Here is a 16785-nt window from a genome sequence, read left to right as displayed (position 1 = left end):
TATGGTCGGAAAGCGCCAATCAGGCTGACTTTGCAGGCAATGACAACACGGGCGCACCTGTCTTTTCATCGTCGTTGAGCAGACCACTGGCGCGCAGCAGCGACGAGAAGCGACCGCCACGCATGCTCAACTCATCGAATGTACCCTTTTCGACGATGCGACCATTGTCCATGAACAGCACGAGATCGGCGTCACGCACGGTCGACAGGCGGTGCGCGATGATGAAGGTCGTTCTGTTCTTACGCAGAGCATCGACGGCATCCTTCACGCGTGCCTCAGTTTCCACATCGAGCGCGCTGGTCGCCTCATCGAGGACGAGGATGGGCGCGTTCTTCAAGACGGCGCGGGCGATGGCAATACGCTGGCGTTCGCCGCCAGACAGGCGGTTGCCACGCTCGCCGACCTGCGTCATGTAACCACTTGCCCTGCTGTCGATAAAGTCGGTGGCGGCAGCCGCAGCCGCAGCCTGCGTGATCTCGTCATCGGTCGCGCTATCACGTCCGAGGCGAATATTGTCACGAATAGACCGGTTCAACAGACCGGCGTCCTGGAACACCGTGGCAATGGAGTTGCGCAGAGACTGACGGGTAACCGTGGAGATATCCGTGCCATCGACGAAAATCTGACCATTATTGGGATCATAGACCCGCTGCAGCAAGTTGATCAGCGTCGTCTTGCCAGCGCCCGTTGGACCGACGATAGCGATCGTTTCACCTGCATTGGCCGTGAAGGAAACGTCGTGGACACCCTGCTTGGTGTTCGCAAAGCCAAAATCGACGTTGCGGAACTCCACCTTGCCGGAAACCTGACCGAGTTCGATCGCACCGCTTGGCTCTTCGCGTTCCTGCACGGAATCTTCCAGCTTGAAGAAATCAACAAGCTTCGCGCGTGCTTCGAAAATCTGTGTGGCAAAGGCACGCATCTGATCGAGACGTCCAATAAGGAGGTTCGCAAAGCCGATAAAGGCAATGACGTCACCCACTCTGAGTTCGCCGTTCTTCACGAGAATCGTACCGATGATGAGAATGATCATCATGGATAAGGTCGATGCCGTGCGGTTCAACGCACTGGCAAATGCCCACCAATCAAGCACGGGGTACTGGGCACTGAGAAGACGCTCGGTGAACGACTTCAATGCCTTGGTTTCCGCTTCGATGCGGTTGTAGCTATGCAGTACCGACACGTTGCTGATCGAATCGCTGACATGGGCAAACACGGAATGATAGTGCTCCTCGACAGAGGCCTGACCTTCCTTCGTGCGCTCCATCACCCATTTGCCGATGAACCAGTACACGGTACCCAGCGCGATCAGGACGCAGCTAAGGCGAAGATCCATGGAAATCGCAGTTGGAATGAGCAAAGCGAGAGCTACGAATGTCGCCAGATGGGTCCGCATGAATTCCAGCCAGAGGCCGAACAGTGTTTCACTGGCGCGAAGGAGCGTATGCAGCGCGTTGGATGTGCCCCGCAGATGGTGCCAGGATAGCGGCATGGAAATGATGCGGCCAAACGCTTCTGTCAAAAGCGAAGCACGACGTCCGTGGGCCAGACGATCGGCCTCACGCGCAACGGCGACATAGGCGACGGTGTTGAACACACCGAAGGCCGCCCACAGGATCAAGATATTGGTTGCATCAGAACCGGACGAGATCGCATCGATGATGCGCCCGAACAAAATAGGTTCTGCAATAGTGATCGCAGCGAGGATGACGTTGGCGATGACGACAACAGTGACACGCAGCTTGTTGTCGGCGAGGTATCGCAGGGCGCGAGTATAAACCTGAAACAGTGTCAATTCTCAAATCCTGTCTTCGTATCCATCGTGTAGCGCTGTTCTATGGAGCGCAAAACTCCGTACCGTTTTATTGAACGGCACGGATATTCAAGTGATTGTTTTATGGCTTTTTCTACATGAATGGGCGCTTAACGGCCGCGATAAACCCGAAAACGCCCCGAATATTGTCTTACACCATGCGGTCTTAAGAAGTGGCTCCAAATGTCTGACGAAGACGCCTGCAGCAGAACCTTTGTCGCGTCTAAAACCCGTCTCCGAGTTGAGACTTTAGTCTCAAGGAGGGCACGCGCGGGCATTAAACGAGAGCATTGTGTGTCGTTTCGGTTGACTGCGGCGAAAACGCGGCCACAATGCGAGAAATGGCATTTTGGCTTTAAATATTGCTAACCATATTGGGGACAAGGTCTCGCTGGGACATTGTCCGAAACACGGCGCCTTAAAACCTTTCAAGGTTGTTTTATTTATTTCAGGGTATCCACTTCAATGCACGATGTTTTTCAGTTTTTGACGGTGTGCAGCGAAGCAAAGTCACAGCACCGGTTCCTCTCCATTTTTCACGACCTGATCCGCAGTCTGGGCTACGAATATTACAGGGTCGTGCGCCGCGATTCAGAGGATCTGACGCTGACGGGTAATGTTTTGGCAGAGCATCTGCCGGCGGGTTGGCGGGAGGTTTATCAGGAAAGAAAATACGGCAGCATCGATCCGGTCAAGCGGTCTTTCGGCCTTTTGAACCAGCCGTTCCGATGTCGTGATGTGGTCGGCCTTTTACCGCAGGCCACGCAACGAAAACGGGCCGCCAAACTGTTTCAGGATGCCGCACGGTTTGGTCTGAAAGAAGCCTATGCTTTTCCAGTTCATGGACGCAACGGCTTGCTTGGCGGTTCCTTCATCTTGGGTGAAGGGCGACTGTTTTCCCCTTCAGAACTGTTCATCATCGACACGGCCATGCGTGTTGCTTTCTGGCGGCTGCTGGAATTTGCGGGGCAATCCAACGACCTCCTCTCCATTCCCGATCCGGCTGTCACGCAATTTACCCGTCGTGAGCTGGATGTGTTGATGCTGCTTGCACAGGGAAAGACATCCCCCGAAATCGGTAAGATCCTGTCGATTTCCAGCCATACATCCGATTGGTACATAAACGGCATACAGCGCAAGCTCGAGGCCAAAAATCGCCAACATGTTGTGGCGCTTGCACTTCGACATGGCATTATCTCGTAAACATCTCCCGACACGCAATCCGTACGAACTATGATAAAAACGCCCTTTCCAACCGTGACAATTACTGCTTAATTTCGCGGTGCAGCAAACACATTTGCTTGCGAGGTTTGGGAGGCCGTCTTGAAAATATCGAAAATCCTTGTCGCCAATCGTTCAGAGATTGCGATCCGCGTATTCCGTGCTGCCAACGAACTGGGCATCAAAACGGTCGCTATCTGGGCAGAAGAGGACAAGCTTTCGCTGCATCGGTTCAAGGCGGATGAAAGTTACCAAGTTGGCCGTGGCCCACATCTGGCCAAGGATATGGGACCAATCGAAAGCTATCTGTCAATCGACGAAGTCATCCGGGTTGCAAAGCTTTCAGGCGCTGACGCCATCCATCCCGGCTACGGTCTCTTGTCCGAAAGCCCTGAATTCGTTGAGGCCTGCAACGAAGCGGGCATTATCTTCATCGGCCCGACCGCCGACACGATGCGCAGGCTCGGGAACAAGGTAGCCGCGCGTAATCTGGCGATTTCCGTCGGTGTACCCGTTGTTCCGGCAACCGAACCTCTACCGGATGACATCGCAGAAGTGGAGCGGATGGCCGAGGAGATTGGCTACCCGGTGATGCTCAAGGCGTCCTGGGGCGGGGGCGGTCGCGGCATGCGCGCTATCAGAAAAAAGGAGGACCTTGCCCGCGAAGTGACCGAAGCCAAGCGTGAAGCGAAAGCGGCATTCGGCAAGGACGAAGTCTATCTTGAAAAACTTCTCGAGCGCGCGCGCCACGTCGAAAGCCAGATTCTGGGCGATACGCATGGCAATGTCGTCCATCTGTTTGAGCGTGACTGCTCCATCCAGCGCAGAAACCAGAAGGTGGTCGAGCGTGCACCGGCGCCTTATCTTTCAGACGAGCGCCGTCAGGAACTGGCGAATTATTCGCTGAAGATCGCTGGTGCCACAAATTATGTCGGTGCTGGAACGATCGAATACCTTATGGATGCCGATACCGGCAAGTTCTACTTCATCGAGGTCAATCCGCGCATCCAGGTCGAGCATACGGTGACCGAAGTCGTCACCGGTATTGATATCGTCAAAGCACAGATCCACATTCTCGAAGGCGAAACTATCGGTACGCCTGAGTCGGGTGTGCCAGCGCAAAAGGACATCCGCCTTAACGGTCATGCGCTTCAGTGCCGGATCACGACGGAAGACCCTGAGCATAATTTCATTCCTGATTACGGTCGCATCACCGCTTACCGTTCGGCGTCGGGTTTCGGCATTCGTCTGGACGGCGGCACGTCCTATTCGGGCGCGATCATCACGCGCTATTACGACCCCTTGCTGGTGAAGGTTACAGCCTGGGCTCCCCAGCCGAACGAAGCCATCGCGCGTATGCATCGTGCGCTTCGCGAATTCCGTATTCGAGGCGTGGCGACAAACCTCACCTTCCTGGAAGCCATCATCAGCCATCCGAGCTTTGTCGAAAATACCTATACGACCCGCTTCATCGATTCGACGCCTGAACTGTTCGAGCAGGTCAAGCGGCAGGACCGCGCGACGAAGCTTTTGACGTATCTGGCAGACGTGACTGTCAACGGACATCCCGAAACGAAAGGCCGCGTTAAACCAGCCGTCAACGCACCTGCACCGGTTGTTCCATATATCGACAAACCGACACCTGATGGCACCAAGCAGCGTCTCGATACTTTGGGCCCCAAGGGTTTTGCCGAGTGGATGCGCAATGAAAAGCGCGTTCTGGTAACGGATACGACCATGCGGGATGGTCACCAGTCGCTGCTGGCCACCCGGGTCCGCACCCATGATATCGCCCGTGTCGCCAGCGTCTATGCCAAGGCCTTGCCACAGCTTCTGTCGCTGGAATGCTGGGGTGGCGCGACCTTCGACGTGTCGATGCGCTTCCTCACCGAAGACCCATGGGAGCGGCTGAACCTTATCCGGGAAGGCGCGCCGAACCTGTTGTTGCAAATGCTTCTGCGCGGGGCAAACGGCGTCGGCTACAAGAACTACCCGGACAATGTCGTCAAATATTTCGTACGCCAGGCGGCAAAGGGCGGCGTCGATCTGTTCCGCGTCTTCGACTGCCTCAATTGGGTCGAGAACATGCGCGTGTCGATGGATGCGATCGCGGAAGAGAACAAGCTGTGTGAAGCGACGATCTGCTACACAGGCGATCTCCTCAATTCCGCGCGTCCGAAATACGACCTCAAATATTATACCGGTCTCGCCGCCGAACTGGAAAAGGCAGGCGCCCACATCATCGCCGTGAAGGACATGGCCGGGTTGCTGAAGCCGGCCGCCGCAACGGTCCTGTTCAAGGCCTTGCGTGAAGCGACCAGTCTGCCGATCCACTTCCATACGCATGATACGTCAGGCATTTCTGCCGCAACGGTTCTGGCGGCTGTCGATGCCGGTGTGGACGCCGTGGATGCGGCCATGGATGCGCTGTCCGGCAACACCTCTCAGCCCTGCCTCGGCTCTATCGTTGAAGCCTTGAAGGGAACCGAGCGCGACACAGGCCTCGATACGGAATGGATTCGTCGCATCTCGTTTTATTGGGAAGCGGTGCGCGGGCAATATGCGGCCTTTGAAAGCGATCTGAAGGGACCGGCATCCGAGGTCTACCTGCATGAAATGCCGGGTGGCCAGTTCACCAATCTCAAGGAACAGGCCCGTTCTCTGGGTCTCGAGAGCCGCTGGCACGAGGTCGCGCAGACCTATGCCGACGTCAACCAGATGTTCGGTGATATCGTCAAGGTAACGCCGTCCTCAAAGGTTGTTGGCGACATGGCGCTGATGATGGTCTCTCAGGACCTCAAGGTTGCGGATGTCGAGAACCCCGACAAGGAGGTTTCTTTCCCTGATTCGGTCGTTTCCATGTTGAAGGGCGATCTTGGCCAGTCACCCGGTGGTTGGCCTCAGGCATTGCAGAAAAAGGCCCTGAAGGGCGATCAACCCTATACGGTTCGTCCCGGTTCGCTTCTTGAAGATGCCGATCTCAACGCAGAGCGCAAGGAGATCGAAACGAAATTGGAGCGCTCCGTCGACGATTTCGAGTTTGCCTCGTACCTGATGTATCCGAAGGTTTTCACCGACTTCGCGTTGGCCGCGGAGACCTACGGCCCAGTCTCTGTTTTACCAACCCACGCCTACTTCTACGGAATGGAGGATGGCGAGGAACTGTTTGCTGATATCGAGCGTGGGAAGACGCTCGTCATCGTCAATCAGGCATCATCCGGCACTGATGACAAGGGCATGGTCACGGTTTTCTTCGAGATCAACGGCCAGCCACGGCGCATCAAGGTGCCGAACCGGGCACAGGGCGCTTCCAGCGCGGCAGTCCGTCGAAAAGCGGAACCCGGCAATACCGCCCATGTTGGTGCGCCGATGCCGGGCGTCATCTCCCGCGTCTTCGCCAATCAGGGGCAGGACGTGAAGGCAGGCGATGTGCTTGTGTCTATCGAAGCCATGAAGATGGAAACTGCGCTTCATGCCGAGCGCGATGGCAAGGTTGCCGAAGTTCTGGTCAAGCCCGGCGATCAGATCGATGCCAAGGATTTGTTGATCGCCTATGGCGAATAAATCTATCCTCTGAAACGAAAAGAGCCCCGGATCGCTCCGGGGCTTCGTCTATTCTGGTTTTAGAGCGTTTCCTTGTTAAATGGAAACGTTCTGCCGGAGCAGATTTTCGTCAGGACAAAGGCGATTGGCGAAGGGCATACCCTAAGGTACGGTCGAGCCGATCGCCTTTGTCCTGACGGAAATATGCCCGGCCCTCCGGGTTGGTTGAAACGGGCCATCTGCCTGCCCAGACGGCTTGGCCGTATGCTAAGGCTACGCCACGCGCCATCCGGACAAGCAGTCGATCCCGTTTGAACCAACAGAACTGTTTCCATTTAACAAAGAAACGCTCTAAGACGAGCGATCAGTAAGTGTCGTCTTCGTCGTCATCCTTACGGGTAGACTTAAGCGAGCTGAGCTTGGCAAACACGGCGTTGGCGTCGATTTCTTTTTCTTTCTCGTCTTCACGCTCATATTTGTAGCCGAGACCTTCCGTTGCTGCTGCTGGCTGCAAGGTAGCGTCAAGCTCCGCAGCTGTTGGCAATGGGCGGCCACGCGATGCGCGCTCGACTTCGAGGTCGAGGTCGATCTGACTGCATAGACCCAGCGTGACCGGGTCCATCGGCGTCAGGTTAGCAGAATTCCAATGGCTGCGATCACGAATCTGTTCGATGGTCGACTTGGTCGTACCGACGAGGCGCGAAATCTGCGCGTCCTTCAATTCGGCGTGATTGCGCACCAGCCACAAGATGGCGTTCGGGCGATCCTGACGCTTCGAGACCGGCGTGTAGCGCGGCCCACGACGCTTGGATTCGGGAACACGGACCTTCGGCTCGGAGAGCTTGATCTTGTGGTTGGGATTGGCAACCGCGCGTTCGATTTCGTCACGCGAAAGCTGTCCGGTCGAGATAGGGTCAAGACCCTTGATGCCCTGCGCGGCTTCACCGTCGGCGATAGCCTTGACTTCCAACGGATGCAGTTTGCAAAATGTCGCGATCTGCTCGAACGACAATGCGGTATTATCCACCAGCCAGACGGCCGTCGCTTTGGGCATGAGCAATGTTTGAGCCATAGATACAGTCCTTCTGTCCGTCCGCTCCGGGGGCGCGGGACGTGGATGTTAAACCACTCATTTCCGGGATATGACCGGTCTATAGCCGGATTGCATCAGAATTGCAATTCTTTGCGCAAGAAATGACCTTTGTCTAATTGCCGGATGTCCATGAACTGCTATGAATTCTGCACATGACTGGAAAATGGAGTTTCCAGTCATCATAAAGACGAATCGGCCTGAGGAGGAATTCATGTCTGCCAAAGTCTACCCGGTCCTGAAATCTGCAAGGAAGCACACGCTGATCGACAATGACCGTTATCTGAAATGGTATGGTGAAAGCGTGGAGGATCCTGAAAAATTCTGGGGCAAGCATGGCAAGCGGATCGACTGGTTCAAGCCCTATACCAAGGTCAAGAACACCTCTTTTAAGGGCAAGGTGCCAATTAAGTGGTTCGAGGACGGGCTGACGAACGTCTCGTATAATTGCATCGACCGTCACCTGAAGACCCATGGCGAGCGCACCGCGATCATCTGGGAAGGCGACAATCCCTACATTGACAAGAAGATCACCTATAACCAGCTCTACGATGCGGTGTGTCGTCTGGCCAATGTGATGAAGAAACACGGTGTCAAGAAGGGCGATCGCGTCACCATCTACATGCCGATGGTGCCGGAAGCGACCTATGCGATGCTCGCCTGCGCCCGCATCGGTGCTGTCCATTCCGTCGTCTTCGGTGGTTTCTCGCCGGATGCGCTGGCTGGCCGCATCGTCGATTGCCAGTCCACCTTCGTCATCACCTGCGACGAAGGCGTGCGCGGCGGCAAGCCCATTCCGCTCAAGGAGAACACCGACAAGGCCGTGGAGATCGCTGCGAGGCAGGATGTGAAGGTCGATAAGTTACTGGTCGTGCGCCGCACCGGCGGCAAGACCAACTGGTCACCCGAGCGCGACCTCTGGTACCATCAGGAAGTCGCCAGCGTCAAAGCCCATTGCGAACCGGCGAAGATGAAAGCGGAAGACCCGCTGTTCATTCTCTACACCTCAGGCTCCACCGGAAAGCCAAAGGGCGTGCTGCACACGACAGGCGGTTATCTGGTCTATGTGTCGATGACGCACGAATATGTGTTCGACTACCATGATGGCGATATCTACTGGTGCACCGCCGATGTCGGCTGGGTGACGGGCCATTCCTATATCGTCTACGGGCCGCTCGCCAATTGCGCGACGACCGTGATGTTCGAGGGTGTGCCGAACTTTCCCGATCAGGGCCGCTTCTGGGAAGTTATCGACAAGCATCAGGTCAACATTTTCTACACGGCACCGACCGCACTTCGCTCGCTGATGGGGGCAGGAGACGACTTCGTCAAACGCTCCTCGCGCTCAAGCCTGCGTCTTCTCGGCACCGTGGGAGAGCCGATCAACCCGGAAGCATGGGAATGGTATTACCATGTGGTGGGCGAGGATAAGAGCCCGATCGTCGATACCTGGTGGCAGACGGAAACCGGCGGTATTCTGATCACGCCGCTGCCGGGTGCGACGGACCTGAAACCCGGTTCGGCCACCCGCCCTTTCTTCGGCGTTCAGCCGCAACTGGTCGATGCCGAAGGCAAGGTCCTGGAGGGCCCCGCAGACGGAAACCTCTGCATCGCCGACAGCTGGCCGGGACAATCGCGCTCGGTCTATGGCGATCACCAGCGCTTCATCGAGACCTACTTCTCGACCTACAAGGGCAAATACTTCACCGGCGATGGCTGCCGTCGCGACGAAGACGGTTATTACTGGATTACCGGTCGTGTCGATGACGTACTGAACGTTTCCGGCCATCGGCTGGGCACAGCGGAGGTGGAATCGGCGCTCGTATCCCACAACCTCGTCTCGGAAGCCGCCGTCGTCGGCTATCCGCATGCCATCAAGGGACAGGGCATCTACTGCTACGTCACGCTGATGGCGGGACAGACCGGTGATGATGCGCTGCGCGCCGAACTGGTCAAGCATGTCCGCAATGAAATCGGTCCTGTCGCCACGCCTGACAAGATCCAGTTCTCGCCGGGCCTGCCCAAGACCCGCTCGGGCAAGATCATGCGCCGCATCCTGCGCAAGATCGCGGAAGACGACTTCGGAGCGCTCGGCGACACCTCTACCCTGGCCGATCCCGCCGTCGTCGACGACCTCATCGAAAACAGACAGAATAAGGCGGAGGCAGCGTAAGGGCACTTTTGCCACCACAAGAAACACCCGGCAACGTCTCGGTCGCCGGGTGTTTCATACGTCAGATCCTACAAAATCAGAGCAATCCGCGCTTTGCCAGATTGCGCATCAGCGCCACCGTACCAAATGTCCATGGTGGGCACTCCGATGTGCTGGCCACCCAGTTGATGAGCTTGCCCAACCTCGGTGACGAAATCTCCACACGGTCTCCCTTGGCGTGGGTAAAGCCAAGGCCCGGTCCGTGGCGATCCTTGACCGGCGCAAACATCGTTCCCAGAAAGAACACCGCACCATCGGGATATTGATGGTCGCTGTTCAAAAGCTGCGAGACCAGATTTTCCGGTGAGCGACTGATGGCCCGCATGGCGCTGACGCCGATCATGGTGAAGTCATCATCACCCTCGACAGCAAGAGAAATCTCGGCACTCTTGATGTCCTCAAGGGTAAAGCTTTCATCGAACAGGCGAATGAACGGGCCTATTGCACAGGAGGCATTGTTGTCCTTGGCCTTGCTCAACAACAGCGCGGATCGCCCCTCGAAATCGCGCAGATTGACGTCATTACCAAGGGCGGCACCAACGATGCGACCATCCGAAGTCACCGCAAGCACCACCTCCGGCTCAGGATTGTTCCATTGCGATTTCGGATGAACACCGATCAGCGCGCCGCAGCCGACCGATGACATGGGTTGCGCCTTGGAAAATATCTCCGCATCCGGGCCGATACCGACTTCGAGATATTGCGACCACAGCCCCATTTCCTGGAGCAGTGACTTGACCTCGGCGGCCTTGTCAGAGCCCGCCTCTACCCCTTTCAGATTATCGCCCAGAACGGGGACAAGCTTTTGGCGGATATCCTGCGCCCGCAGCGGATCGCCCTTAGCCTGCTCTTCGATGACACGTTCCAACATGCTATCGGCAAACGTTACGCCGGCAGCTTTTACGGCCTGAAGATCGTTGGGGGCAAGCAGTTCACCGGCGGTGCCATCCAGAAACGCATCAAGGGTGCCAAGAGCTGGGAACTCCATCACGGACGACAGTGCGATAATCAGATCAGGCTTTTCGAGGAGCTCGGAGACGGTCGGCGCCAATTTCGATAGATCGTAGAGCACACCGCCCTTATAGAGCACCGGGCATGGGCCACCATCCGACTGCGACCAGACACGGCCGATCAGAACCGCACGGTCATGGTCCTCAGGCAAAATCAAGGTCGCATCGACAATCTCTCTACTAGCCAAACTCTTTCTCCCGTTACCAATTTACACGGCCATCGTACCGACTTGCCAGCCTGTATGACAAACACAATTTTTCTGCGCACGCCCCAACGTCCATTGTTGCGGCAAGGCTCGCCACAAGGCGATATCGATGGACATTATTTGACGATGCTGCCATATGCTTGCCTTCGTCAAGAGATCATACGACATACGATTAGTGCGAGAACAGCGGCCGTGAATTCTGGTGCGCCGCCCGTCTAGCGGTGACTGAAACGTCGTTCGTAAAGAACGAAGTGGTGTGGATACCAGCTGCTTCAGCGTGAAAGGGAGCATGTTCATGAGCATCCATCAAAACCTTATCGGCGGAGAGTGGATCGAGCCGAGCCTTAGAAAAACATCAATCCGTCCGACACCGATGAGATCGTCGGTCTTTACGCGCAGGCAAGCGCAGAAGACGCCAAGCAAGCCATTGCTGCGGCCAAGGCGGCGTTTCCGGCATGGTCACGCTCCGGTATTCTGGAACGCCACGCGATCCTGAAAAAGACCGCCGACGAAATTCTTGCTCGCAAGGAAGAGCTCGGCGCGCTTTTGGCACGTGAAGAGGGCAAGGTTCTGGCAGAGGGCATCGGCGAGACCATCCGCGCCGCCCAGATTTTCGACTTTTTCGCCGGTGAAGCGCTGCGTCTGGCTGGAGAAATCATTCCCTCGGCGCGTCCGAACATCGGCGTCGAAATCACCCGCGAGCCGCTGGGCGTCATCGGTATCATCACGCCGTGGAATTTCCCGATCGCCATTCCCGCCTGGAAGATCGCCCCGGCGCTTTGCTACGGCAACACCATTGTCTTCAAGCCTGCCGAATTGGTCCCGGGTTGCGCCTGGGCCATTGTTGACATTCTGCACCGCGCCGGTCTGCCGAAGGGCGTTTTGAACCTCGTCATGGGTCGCGGCTCAGTTGTCGGTCAGGCCATGCTCGACAGCCCGCATCTGGCGGGCATCACCTTTACCGGCTCCACCGGTACCGGCCAGCGCGTCGCGGCCTCCTCTTTGCCGTTCAACCGCAAATTCCAGCTGGAAATGGGCGGCAAGAACCCCTTTGTGGTTCTCGATGATGCCGACCTCGATGTTGCCGTCGAAGCCGCCGCCAATTCCGGTTTCTATTCCACCGGACAGCGCTGCACCGCATCGTCCCGCCTTATCGTCACAGAAGGCATCCACGACAAATTCGTGGCAGCGTTGGCAGAGCGTCTGGCGAAAATCAATGTTGGCAACGCGCTGGATAAAAATACCCATGTCGGCCCCGTCGTTGATGAAAAGCAGCTGAAGCAGGACACCGATTACATCGAGATCGGCAAGCAGGAAGGCGCAAAGCTTGCGTTCGGCGGCGACGTCCTCACGCGTGACACGCCGGGCTTCTTCCTTCAGCCTGCTCTGTTCACCGAAGCCACCAACAGCATGCGCATTTCGCAGGAAGAAATCTTCGGACCTGTCGTTGCCGTCATCCGCGTCAAGAACTACGACGAGGCGCTGGCAGCTGCCAACGACACGCCGTTCGGCCTTTCGTCCGGCATCGCGACCACGAGCCTGAAGCATGCGACCCACTTCAAGCGCAATGCCGAAGCCGGTATGGTCATGGTCAATCTTCCGACCGCGGGTGTGGATTTCCACGTACCGTTCGGCGGTCGCAAGGCGTCTTCCTTCGGTCCGCGCGAACAGGGTCGCTATGCAAGCGAGTTTTTCACCACCGTGAAAACCGCCTACACGCTGGCTTAAAACGATTTACAGAAAAACAATCCCCGGCACAGTCCGGGGATTTTGCCTCTTTCCTGATGGGGATTTCTGCTTATGCTGATCTTGCAAAAACGTCAGTAAGCAGGAATGGCATGACAGATATTTCGATGATCGAGGCAGCGCGTCAGCGTATCGGCGCACATGCAATCCGCACACCCTTGCTCTCATCTCCCTTTCTGGACGAGATCGCCGGTCGAAAAATCGTCGTGAAAGCCGAATGCCTGCAACGGACAGGGTCTTTTAAATTCCGCGGTGGCTGGTCAGCCGTATCAGGCCTTGCGCCAGAGACGCGCCAGCGCGGCGTCATCGCCTTTTCGTCCGGCAACCATGCACAGGGCGTAGCGCTTGCGGCCACCTTGCACGGCGTCCCCTCCGTCATCGTCATGCCGCATGACGCACCGAAGATCAAAATCGAAAACACGAAGGCCTTTGGTGCCGAAGTGGTTTTATACGATCGCGCGAACGAAGACCGCGACGCCATTGGCGCAGCGCTCGCGCAAGAGCGCAACCTAACCCTCATCAAGCCATATGACGAACCATTGGTGATCGCCGGTCAGGCAACAGTCGGCCTCGAAATTGCCGAACAAGGCGCCGAATACGGGATCGCTGAGGCCGACATTCTCGTACCCTGCGGTGGCGGCGGGCTGACATCCGGCATTGCGCTGGCTTTGGAAGCCAGGGCACCTCGATACGCCGTCAGACCGTGTGAGCCGGAAAATTTCGATGACGTCGCCCGCTCACTGGCCTCGGGCAAAATCGAGCGGAACGACGCATTGTCCGGCTCCATCTGCGATGCGATCATTACGCCTCAGCCCGGCAACATTACGTTTCCCATCATGAAGAGCCACTGCGGCAGCGGCATTGCCGTCACAGAGGATGAGGCGTTGCGAGCCATGGTGCTGGCCTTTTTGCGGCTGAAGGTTGTCGTCGAACCCGGCGGCGCTGTAGCGCTGGCTGCAGCCCTTTTCCACGGCGCGGAACTGAAGACCGAAACTGTGATTGCTGTTGCATCCGGAGGCAATGTCGACCCAGCCATCATGGCGTCGGCATTGTCGCGTTTCGCGTGATCAGTCGAGACGACGGAATAACTCTTCGGCGATGGCGAGCGAAGCCGTCAGACCCGGACTTTCGATGCCAAACAGGTTGATGAGACCTTTGATGCCGTGAATCTCCGGCCCATCGATGCGGAAATCCATGGCAGGATCGTCCGGTCCTGAAATTTTCGGTCTGATACCGCTATAGGACGGCGACAACGCGTCATCCGGCAATCCTGGCCAATAGCGCTTGATCGCTTCGTTAAATCCGTTCGACCGTTGGGGATCGACGGTGTAATCGATCGCATCGATCCATTCGATGTCAGGTCCGAACCGGGCCTGTCCGCCCAGATCGAGCGTCAGATGAACACCCAGACCATGCGCATGTGGCGCGGGATAGATCAGATGCGAAAAGGGGCATTTGCCGGAAAGCGAAAAGTAGGAACCCTTGGCAAACCGCGCCACCGGAATGTGCGCTTCTGAAAGCCCATCTATTTGCCGTGCTACCTGCGGGGCGAAGAGGCCCGCCGAATTGATGAGGCTTCGGCAGGCCAGTTGCATCGGCTCTTCACCACCCACGAAGACCTTGAAGCCATAGCTTGTGTGCTCGGCGCGCAGGAACGGCGCGCGATATGCGACCGAAGTACCAGCGTCTTCCGCGTCACCAAGAAGGGCCAGCATGTAGCCATGACTGTCGATGATACCGGTAGAGGGCGATAGCAGAGCCGCTTCGCAGGAAAGGACGGGCTCGATGTTGCGTGCCTCCTCGCTGCCGATCAATCTGAGGTCGTCGCAGCCATTGACATTTCCACGATGATGCAGGTCCTCGAGAGTGACAATTTCTGTTCTATTGCTTGCCACGATCAGCTTGCCGCAGCGGCTATGCGCTACCCCGTGGCTTTCGCAGAAAGCATAGAGCTTCGGCCTGCCCTCGACGCATAGTCGCGCTTTCAGGCTGTCTTTCGGATAATAGAGACCGGCATGGATGACCTCGCTGTTGCGCGACGAGGTATGCGTGCCGAAGGCGCCTTCCTTTTCCAGCACGATGACCGACATGCCAGCCTGTGCCAGATGTCGTGCTGTCGAAAGGCCAATGGCCCCCGCTCCGATGATGATGACATCGATATCAGTCAATGCGTCCAAACGTTAATTGAGTGTTGAACCGGAAGTGACGTTGCGCGTTGCTATCAACAGATTGGGTAGATCGATGCGTGTTGGGAGGCAAGTCGCGATCTGTATTTTCTCCGATGAGACCCAGTTATAGAATTTTATCTCTACAGAAAGACTGGGGAATAGCGATATTCTCATGGTCAGAAACAACAAGGCCGGATCATCCGGTCAACGTCAACGAGGGAGGATGCGATGTCTTATTCCAAGTCTGGAAAAATCAGAGATTTTACGCCATCGTCTGCACAGCCGATCGGCTGGCAAGCTGCACTCCACACCGCCATTGTTGGATTGTGCTTTGCCTTTGTCGCGGCGGTTATCTTCGGTCTGGTACCCTGACACCTCCCAATAGAACCGATAAAAAGGCTTCCATCCGGAAGCCTTTTTCTTTTGCGTCTACCTTGCCTTTAGAAAATCCTCGGCAAGTTCCACCCAGAAGGCCGTGCCGATTGGCAATATGTCGTCGTTGAAATCGTATTTCGGGTGATGCAGCGGCGGGTCGTTTTCCGTGCGCTTGGATCCGAGAAAGAAATAAGCGCCGGGTCGCTCTTCCAGCATATAAGCAAAATCCTCCGCTCCCATGGTTGGACGCGGCATCTCTACGACCTTGTCCGACCCTGCAAAGCGCGTCGCGAGATCCGCAATATAATCGGCTTCGCGTTTGTGGTTGACGGTCGGATTGTATCCACGCTGATAATCAAGCGTGACACTCATTCCGTAGCTGGCGGCTTGCCCCTCTGCGATCAATCGGATGCGCTTTTCGAGCTCGTCACGCGCCTGCGGGTCAAACGAGCGGATGGTCAACAACATCTCTGCCTTTTCTGGAATGACATTACTCGCGATTCCGGCATGAAATGCACCCACCGTCACCACTGTCGGCGTGATCGGGTGAATGTTACGCGACACAATGGTCTGCAATGCCATGATGATGCTTGCTCCGGCGACGATGGGGTCGAGAGCGCTTTGCGGCTCCGCGCCGTGGCCACCATAGCCGTTGACGGTGATCTTACACTCATCGACCGCCGCCATGATCGGCCCGTCGCGCAACACGAAATGCCCAAAGGGCAGGCTGGGGTCATTATGGAGCGCAAACACGGCATCGCAGGGAAAGCGCTCGAACAGGCCATCCTCGATCATGATGCGAGCACCGCCGAAATTTTCTTCCGCGGGCTGAAAAATCAGATGCAGCGTACCATCGAAATGGCGCCGCTGGGCAATGATTTTGGCCGCTCCCAGCAACATCGCTGTGTGTCCGTCGTGGCCGCAGGCATGCATGACACCGGGATTTTGGCTGACATATTCCACGCCAGTTTCTTCATGAATGGGAAGCGCGTCGATATCGGCACGAATGCCCAGGGAACGTTGGCCGTCACCATGTTTCAACGTCGCGACGATGCCCGTTCCGGCCAGACCACGGGTCACCTCATACCCCATCTCCTCCAGTTTCAACGCCACGAAATCTGACGTCTTGAACTCTGATAGTCCGATTTCCGGGGTGCGGTGAAGGTGGTGACGGATCGCCACCACTTCGGGCATGTGGTTGGCAAAAGAGGTATCGGTCTTGGTGTGCATCGTCATATTTCAGGTCCGGTCGCATCGATGGTTATCGATATCTGCATAGCAGCATACGCTCACGGTCGAAAGACCGGACGATCGGGCACGGCATTCGCCGCTTGCACATAAAGTCGACAGGTGGCATGGAACAGATAGCGCCTTTTAATCATTCCACCCCTCAGGTTGCCT

Annotated in this window: 10 protein-coding genes and 1 pseudogene; 6 read left to right on the top strand and 5 right to left on the bottom strand. The window is 56.6% G+C overall.

Annotated elements, in window-relative coordinates; translation table 11 throughout:
* Positions 1-19 precede the first annotated feature (19 nt).
* Complete coding sequence (locus tag EKM04_RS02520; protein ID WP_183896353.1) at positions 20-1795, bottom strand: glucan ABC transporter ATP-binding protein/ permease; 1776 nt, start codon at positions 1793-1795, stop codon at positions 20-22.
* A gap of 483 nt (positions 1796-2278) precedes the next feature.
* Here EKM04_RS02520 and EKM04_RS02515 point away from each other — a divergent pair, with 483 nt between their 5' ends.
* Positions 2279-3016 (top strand): helix-turn-helix transcriptional regulator, encoded by a 738-nt coding sequence (locus EKM04_RS02515; RefSeq protein WP_174154292.1) that lies wholly within the window; start codon positions 2279-2281, stop codon positions 3014-3016.
* Between the two features lie 120 nt (positions 3017-3136).
* Complete coding sequence (gene pyc / locus EKM04_RS02510; RefSeq protein ID WP_183896354.1) at positions 3137-6598, top strand: pyruvate carboxylase; 3462 nt, start codon at positions 3137-3139, stop codon at positions 6596-6598.
* A 343-nt stretch (positions 6599-6941) separates the two neighbouring features.
* Here pyc and EKM04_RS02505 read toward each other — a convergent pair whose 3' ends face one another.
* Positions 6942-7649 carry a DUF1013 domain-containing protein gene (locus EKM04_RS02505; protein WP_174154294.1) on the bottom strand — a complete coding sequence of 236 codons (708 nt, stop codon included), beginning with the start codon at positions 7647-7649 and terminating at the stop codon, positions 6942-6944.
* Between the two features lie 232 nt (positions 7650-7881).
* On the opposite strand from EKM04_RS02505, the gene acs reads away from it, so the two are divergent.
* Positions 7882-9840, top strand: a complete 1959-nt coding sequence (acs, locus tag EKM04_RS02500; protein WP_183896355.1) for an acetate--CoA ligase — start codon at positions 7882-7884, stop codon at positions 9838-9840.
* 76 nt (positions 9841-9916) lie between these two features.
* On the opposite strand, the gene EKM04_RS02495 is transcribed toward acs, so the two are convergent.
* Complete coding sequence (locus tag EKM04_RS02495) at positions 9917-11077, bottom strand: fumarylacetoacetate hydrolase family protein (RefSeq protein ID WP_183896356.1); 1161 nt, start codon at positions 11075-11077, stop codon at positions 9917-9919.
* Positions 11078-11390: 313 nt separating this feature from the next.
* On the opposite strand from EKM04_RS02495, the pseudogene EKM04_RS02490 reads away from it, so the two are divergent.
* Together EKM04_RS02490 and EKM04_RS02485 are read left to right on the top strand one after the other, a co-directional pair.
* Positions 11391-12823 (top strand): annotated as a pseudogene (locus EKM04_RS02490) (aldehyde dehydrogenase family protein).
* A gap of 110 nt (positions 12824-12933) precedes the next feature.
* Positions 12934-13908, top strand: a complete 975-nt coding sequence (locus tag EKM04_RS02485) for a threonine ammonia-lyase (RefSeq protein ID WP_183896358.1) — start codon at positions 12934-12936, stop codon at positions 13906-13908.
* Here the strand turns inward: EKM04_RS02485 and EKM04_RS02480 are convergent, their stop codons facing one another.
* Positions 13909-15009, bottom strand: coding sequence for an NAD(P)/FAD-dependent oxidoreductase (locus EKM04_RS02480; RefSeq protein WP_183896360.1), 1101 nt, complete (start codon positions 15007-15009; stop codon positions 13909-13911). It abuts the gene before it with no gap.
* A gap of 228 nt (positions 15010-15237) precedes the next feature.
* Here EKM04_RS02480 and EKM04_RS02475 point away from each other — a divergent pair, with 228 nt between their 5' ends.
* On the top strand, positions 15238-15381 hold the full coding sequence (locus EKM04_RS02475) for a hypothetical protein (RefSeq protein WP_174154299.1): 144 nt from the start codon (positions 15238-15240) through the stop codon (positions 15379-15381).
* Between the two features lie 57 nt (positions 15382-15438).
* Here the strand turns inward: EKM04_RS02475 and EKM04_RS02470 are convergent, their stop codons facing one another.
* Complete coding sequence (locus EKM04_RS02470) at positions 15439-16620, bottom strand: M20 aminoacylase family protein (protein WP_234910947.1); 1182 nt, start codon at positions 16618-16620, stop codon at positions 15439-15441.
* Positions 16621-16785 lie beyond the last annotated feature (165 nt).

The organism is Rhizobium skierniewicense Ch11 (assembly GCF_023757665.1).
Lineage (GTDB): Bacteria > Pseudomonadota > Alphaproteobacteria > Rhizobiales > Rhizobiaceae > Agrobacterium > Agrobacterium skierniewicense.
This window is presented reverse-complemented; position numbering and strand designations above follow the sequence as displayed.

Coding starts and splice junctions, on each gene's coding strand:
- EKM04_RS02515 (WP_174154292.1), top strand. CDS start 2,279: ATGCACGATGTTTTTCAGTTTTTGACGGTGTGCAGCGAAGCAAAGTCA.
- EKM04_RS02505 (WP_174154294.1), bottom strand. CDS start 7,649: ATGGCTCAAACATTGCTCATGCCCAAAGCGACGGCCGTCTGGCTGGTG.
- EKM04_RS02470 (WP_234910947.1), bottom strand. CDS start 16,620: ATGACGATGCACACCAAGACCGATACCTCTTTTGCCAACCACATGCCC.
- acs (WP_183896355.1), top strand. CDS start 7,882: ATGTCTGCCAAAGTCTACCCGGTCCTGAAATCTGCAAGGAAGCACACG.
- EKM04_RS02475 (WP_174154299.1), top strand. CDS start 15,238: ATGTCTTATTCCAAGTCTGGAAAAATCAGAGATTTTACGCCATCGTCT.
- EKM04_RS02485 (WP_183896358.1), top strand. CDS start 12,934: ATGACAGATATTTCGATGATCGAGGCAGCGCGTCAGCGTATCGGCGCA.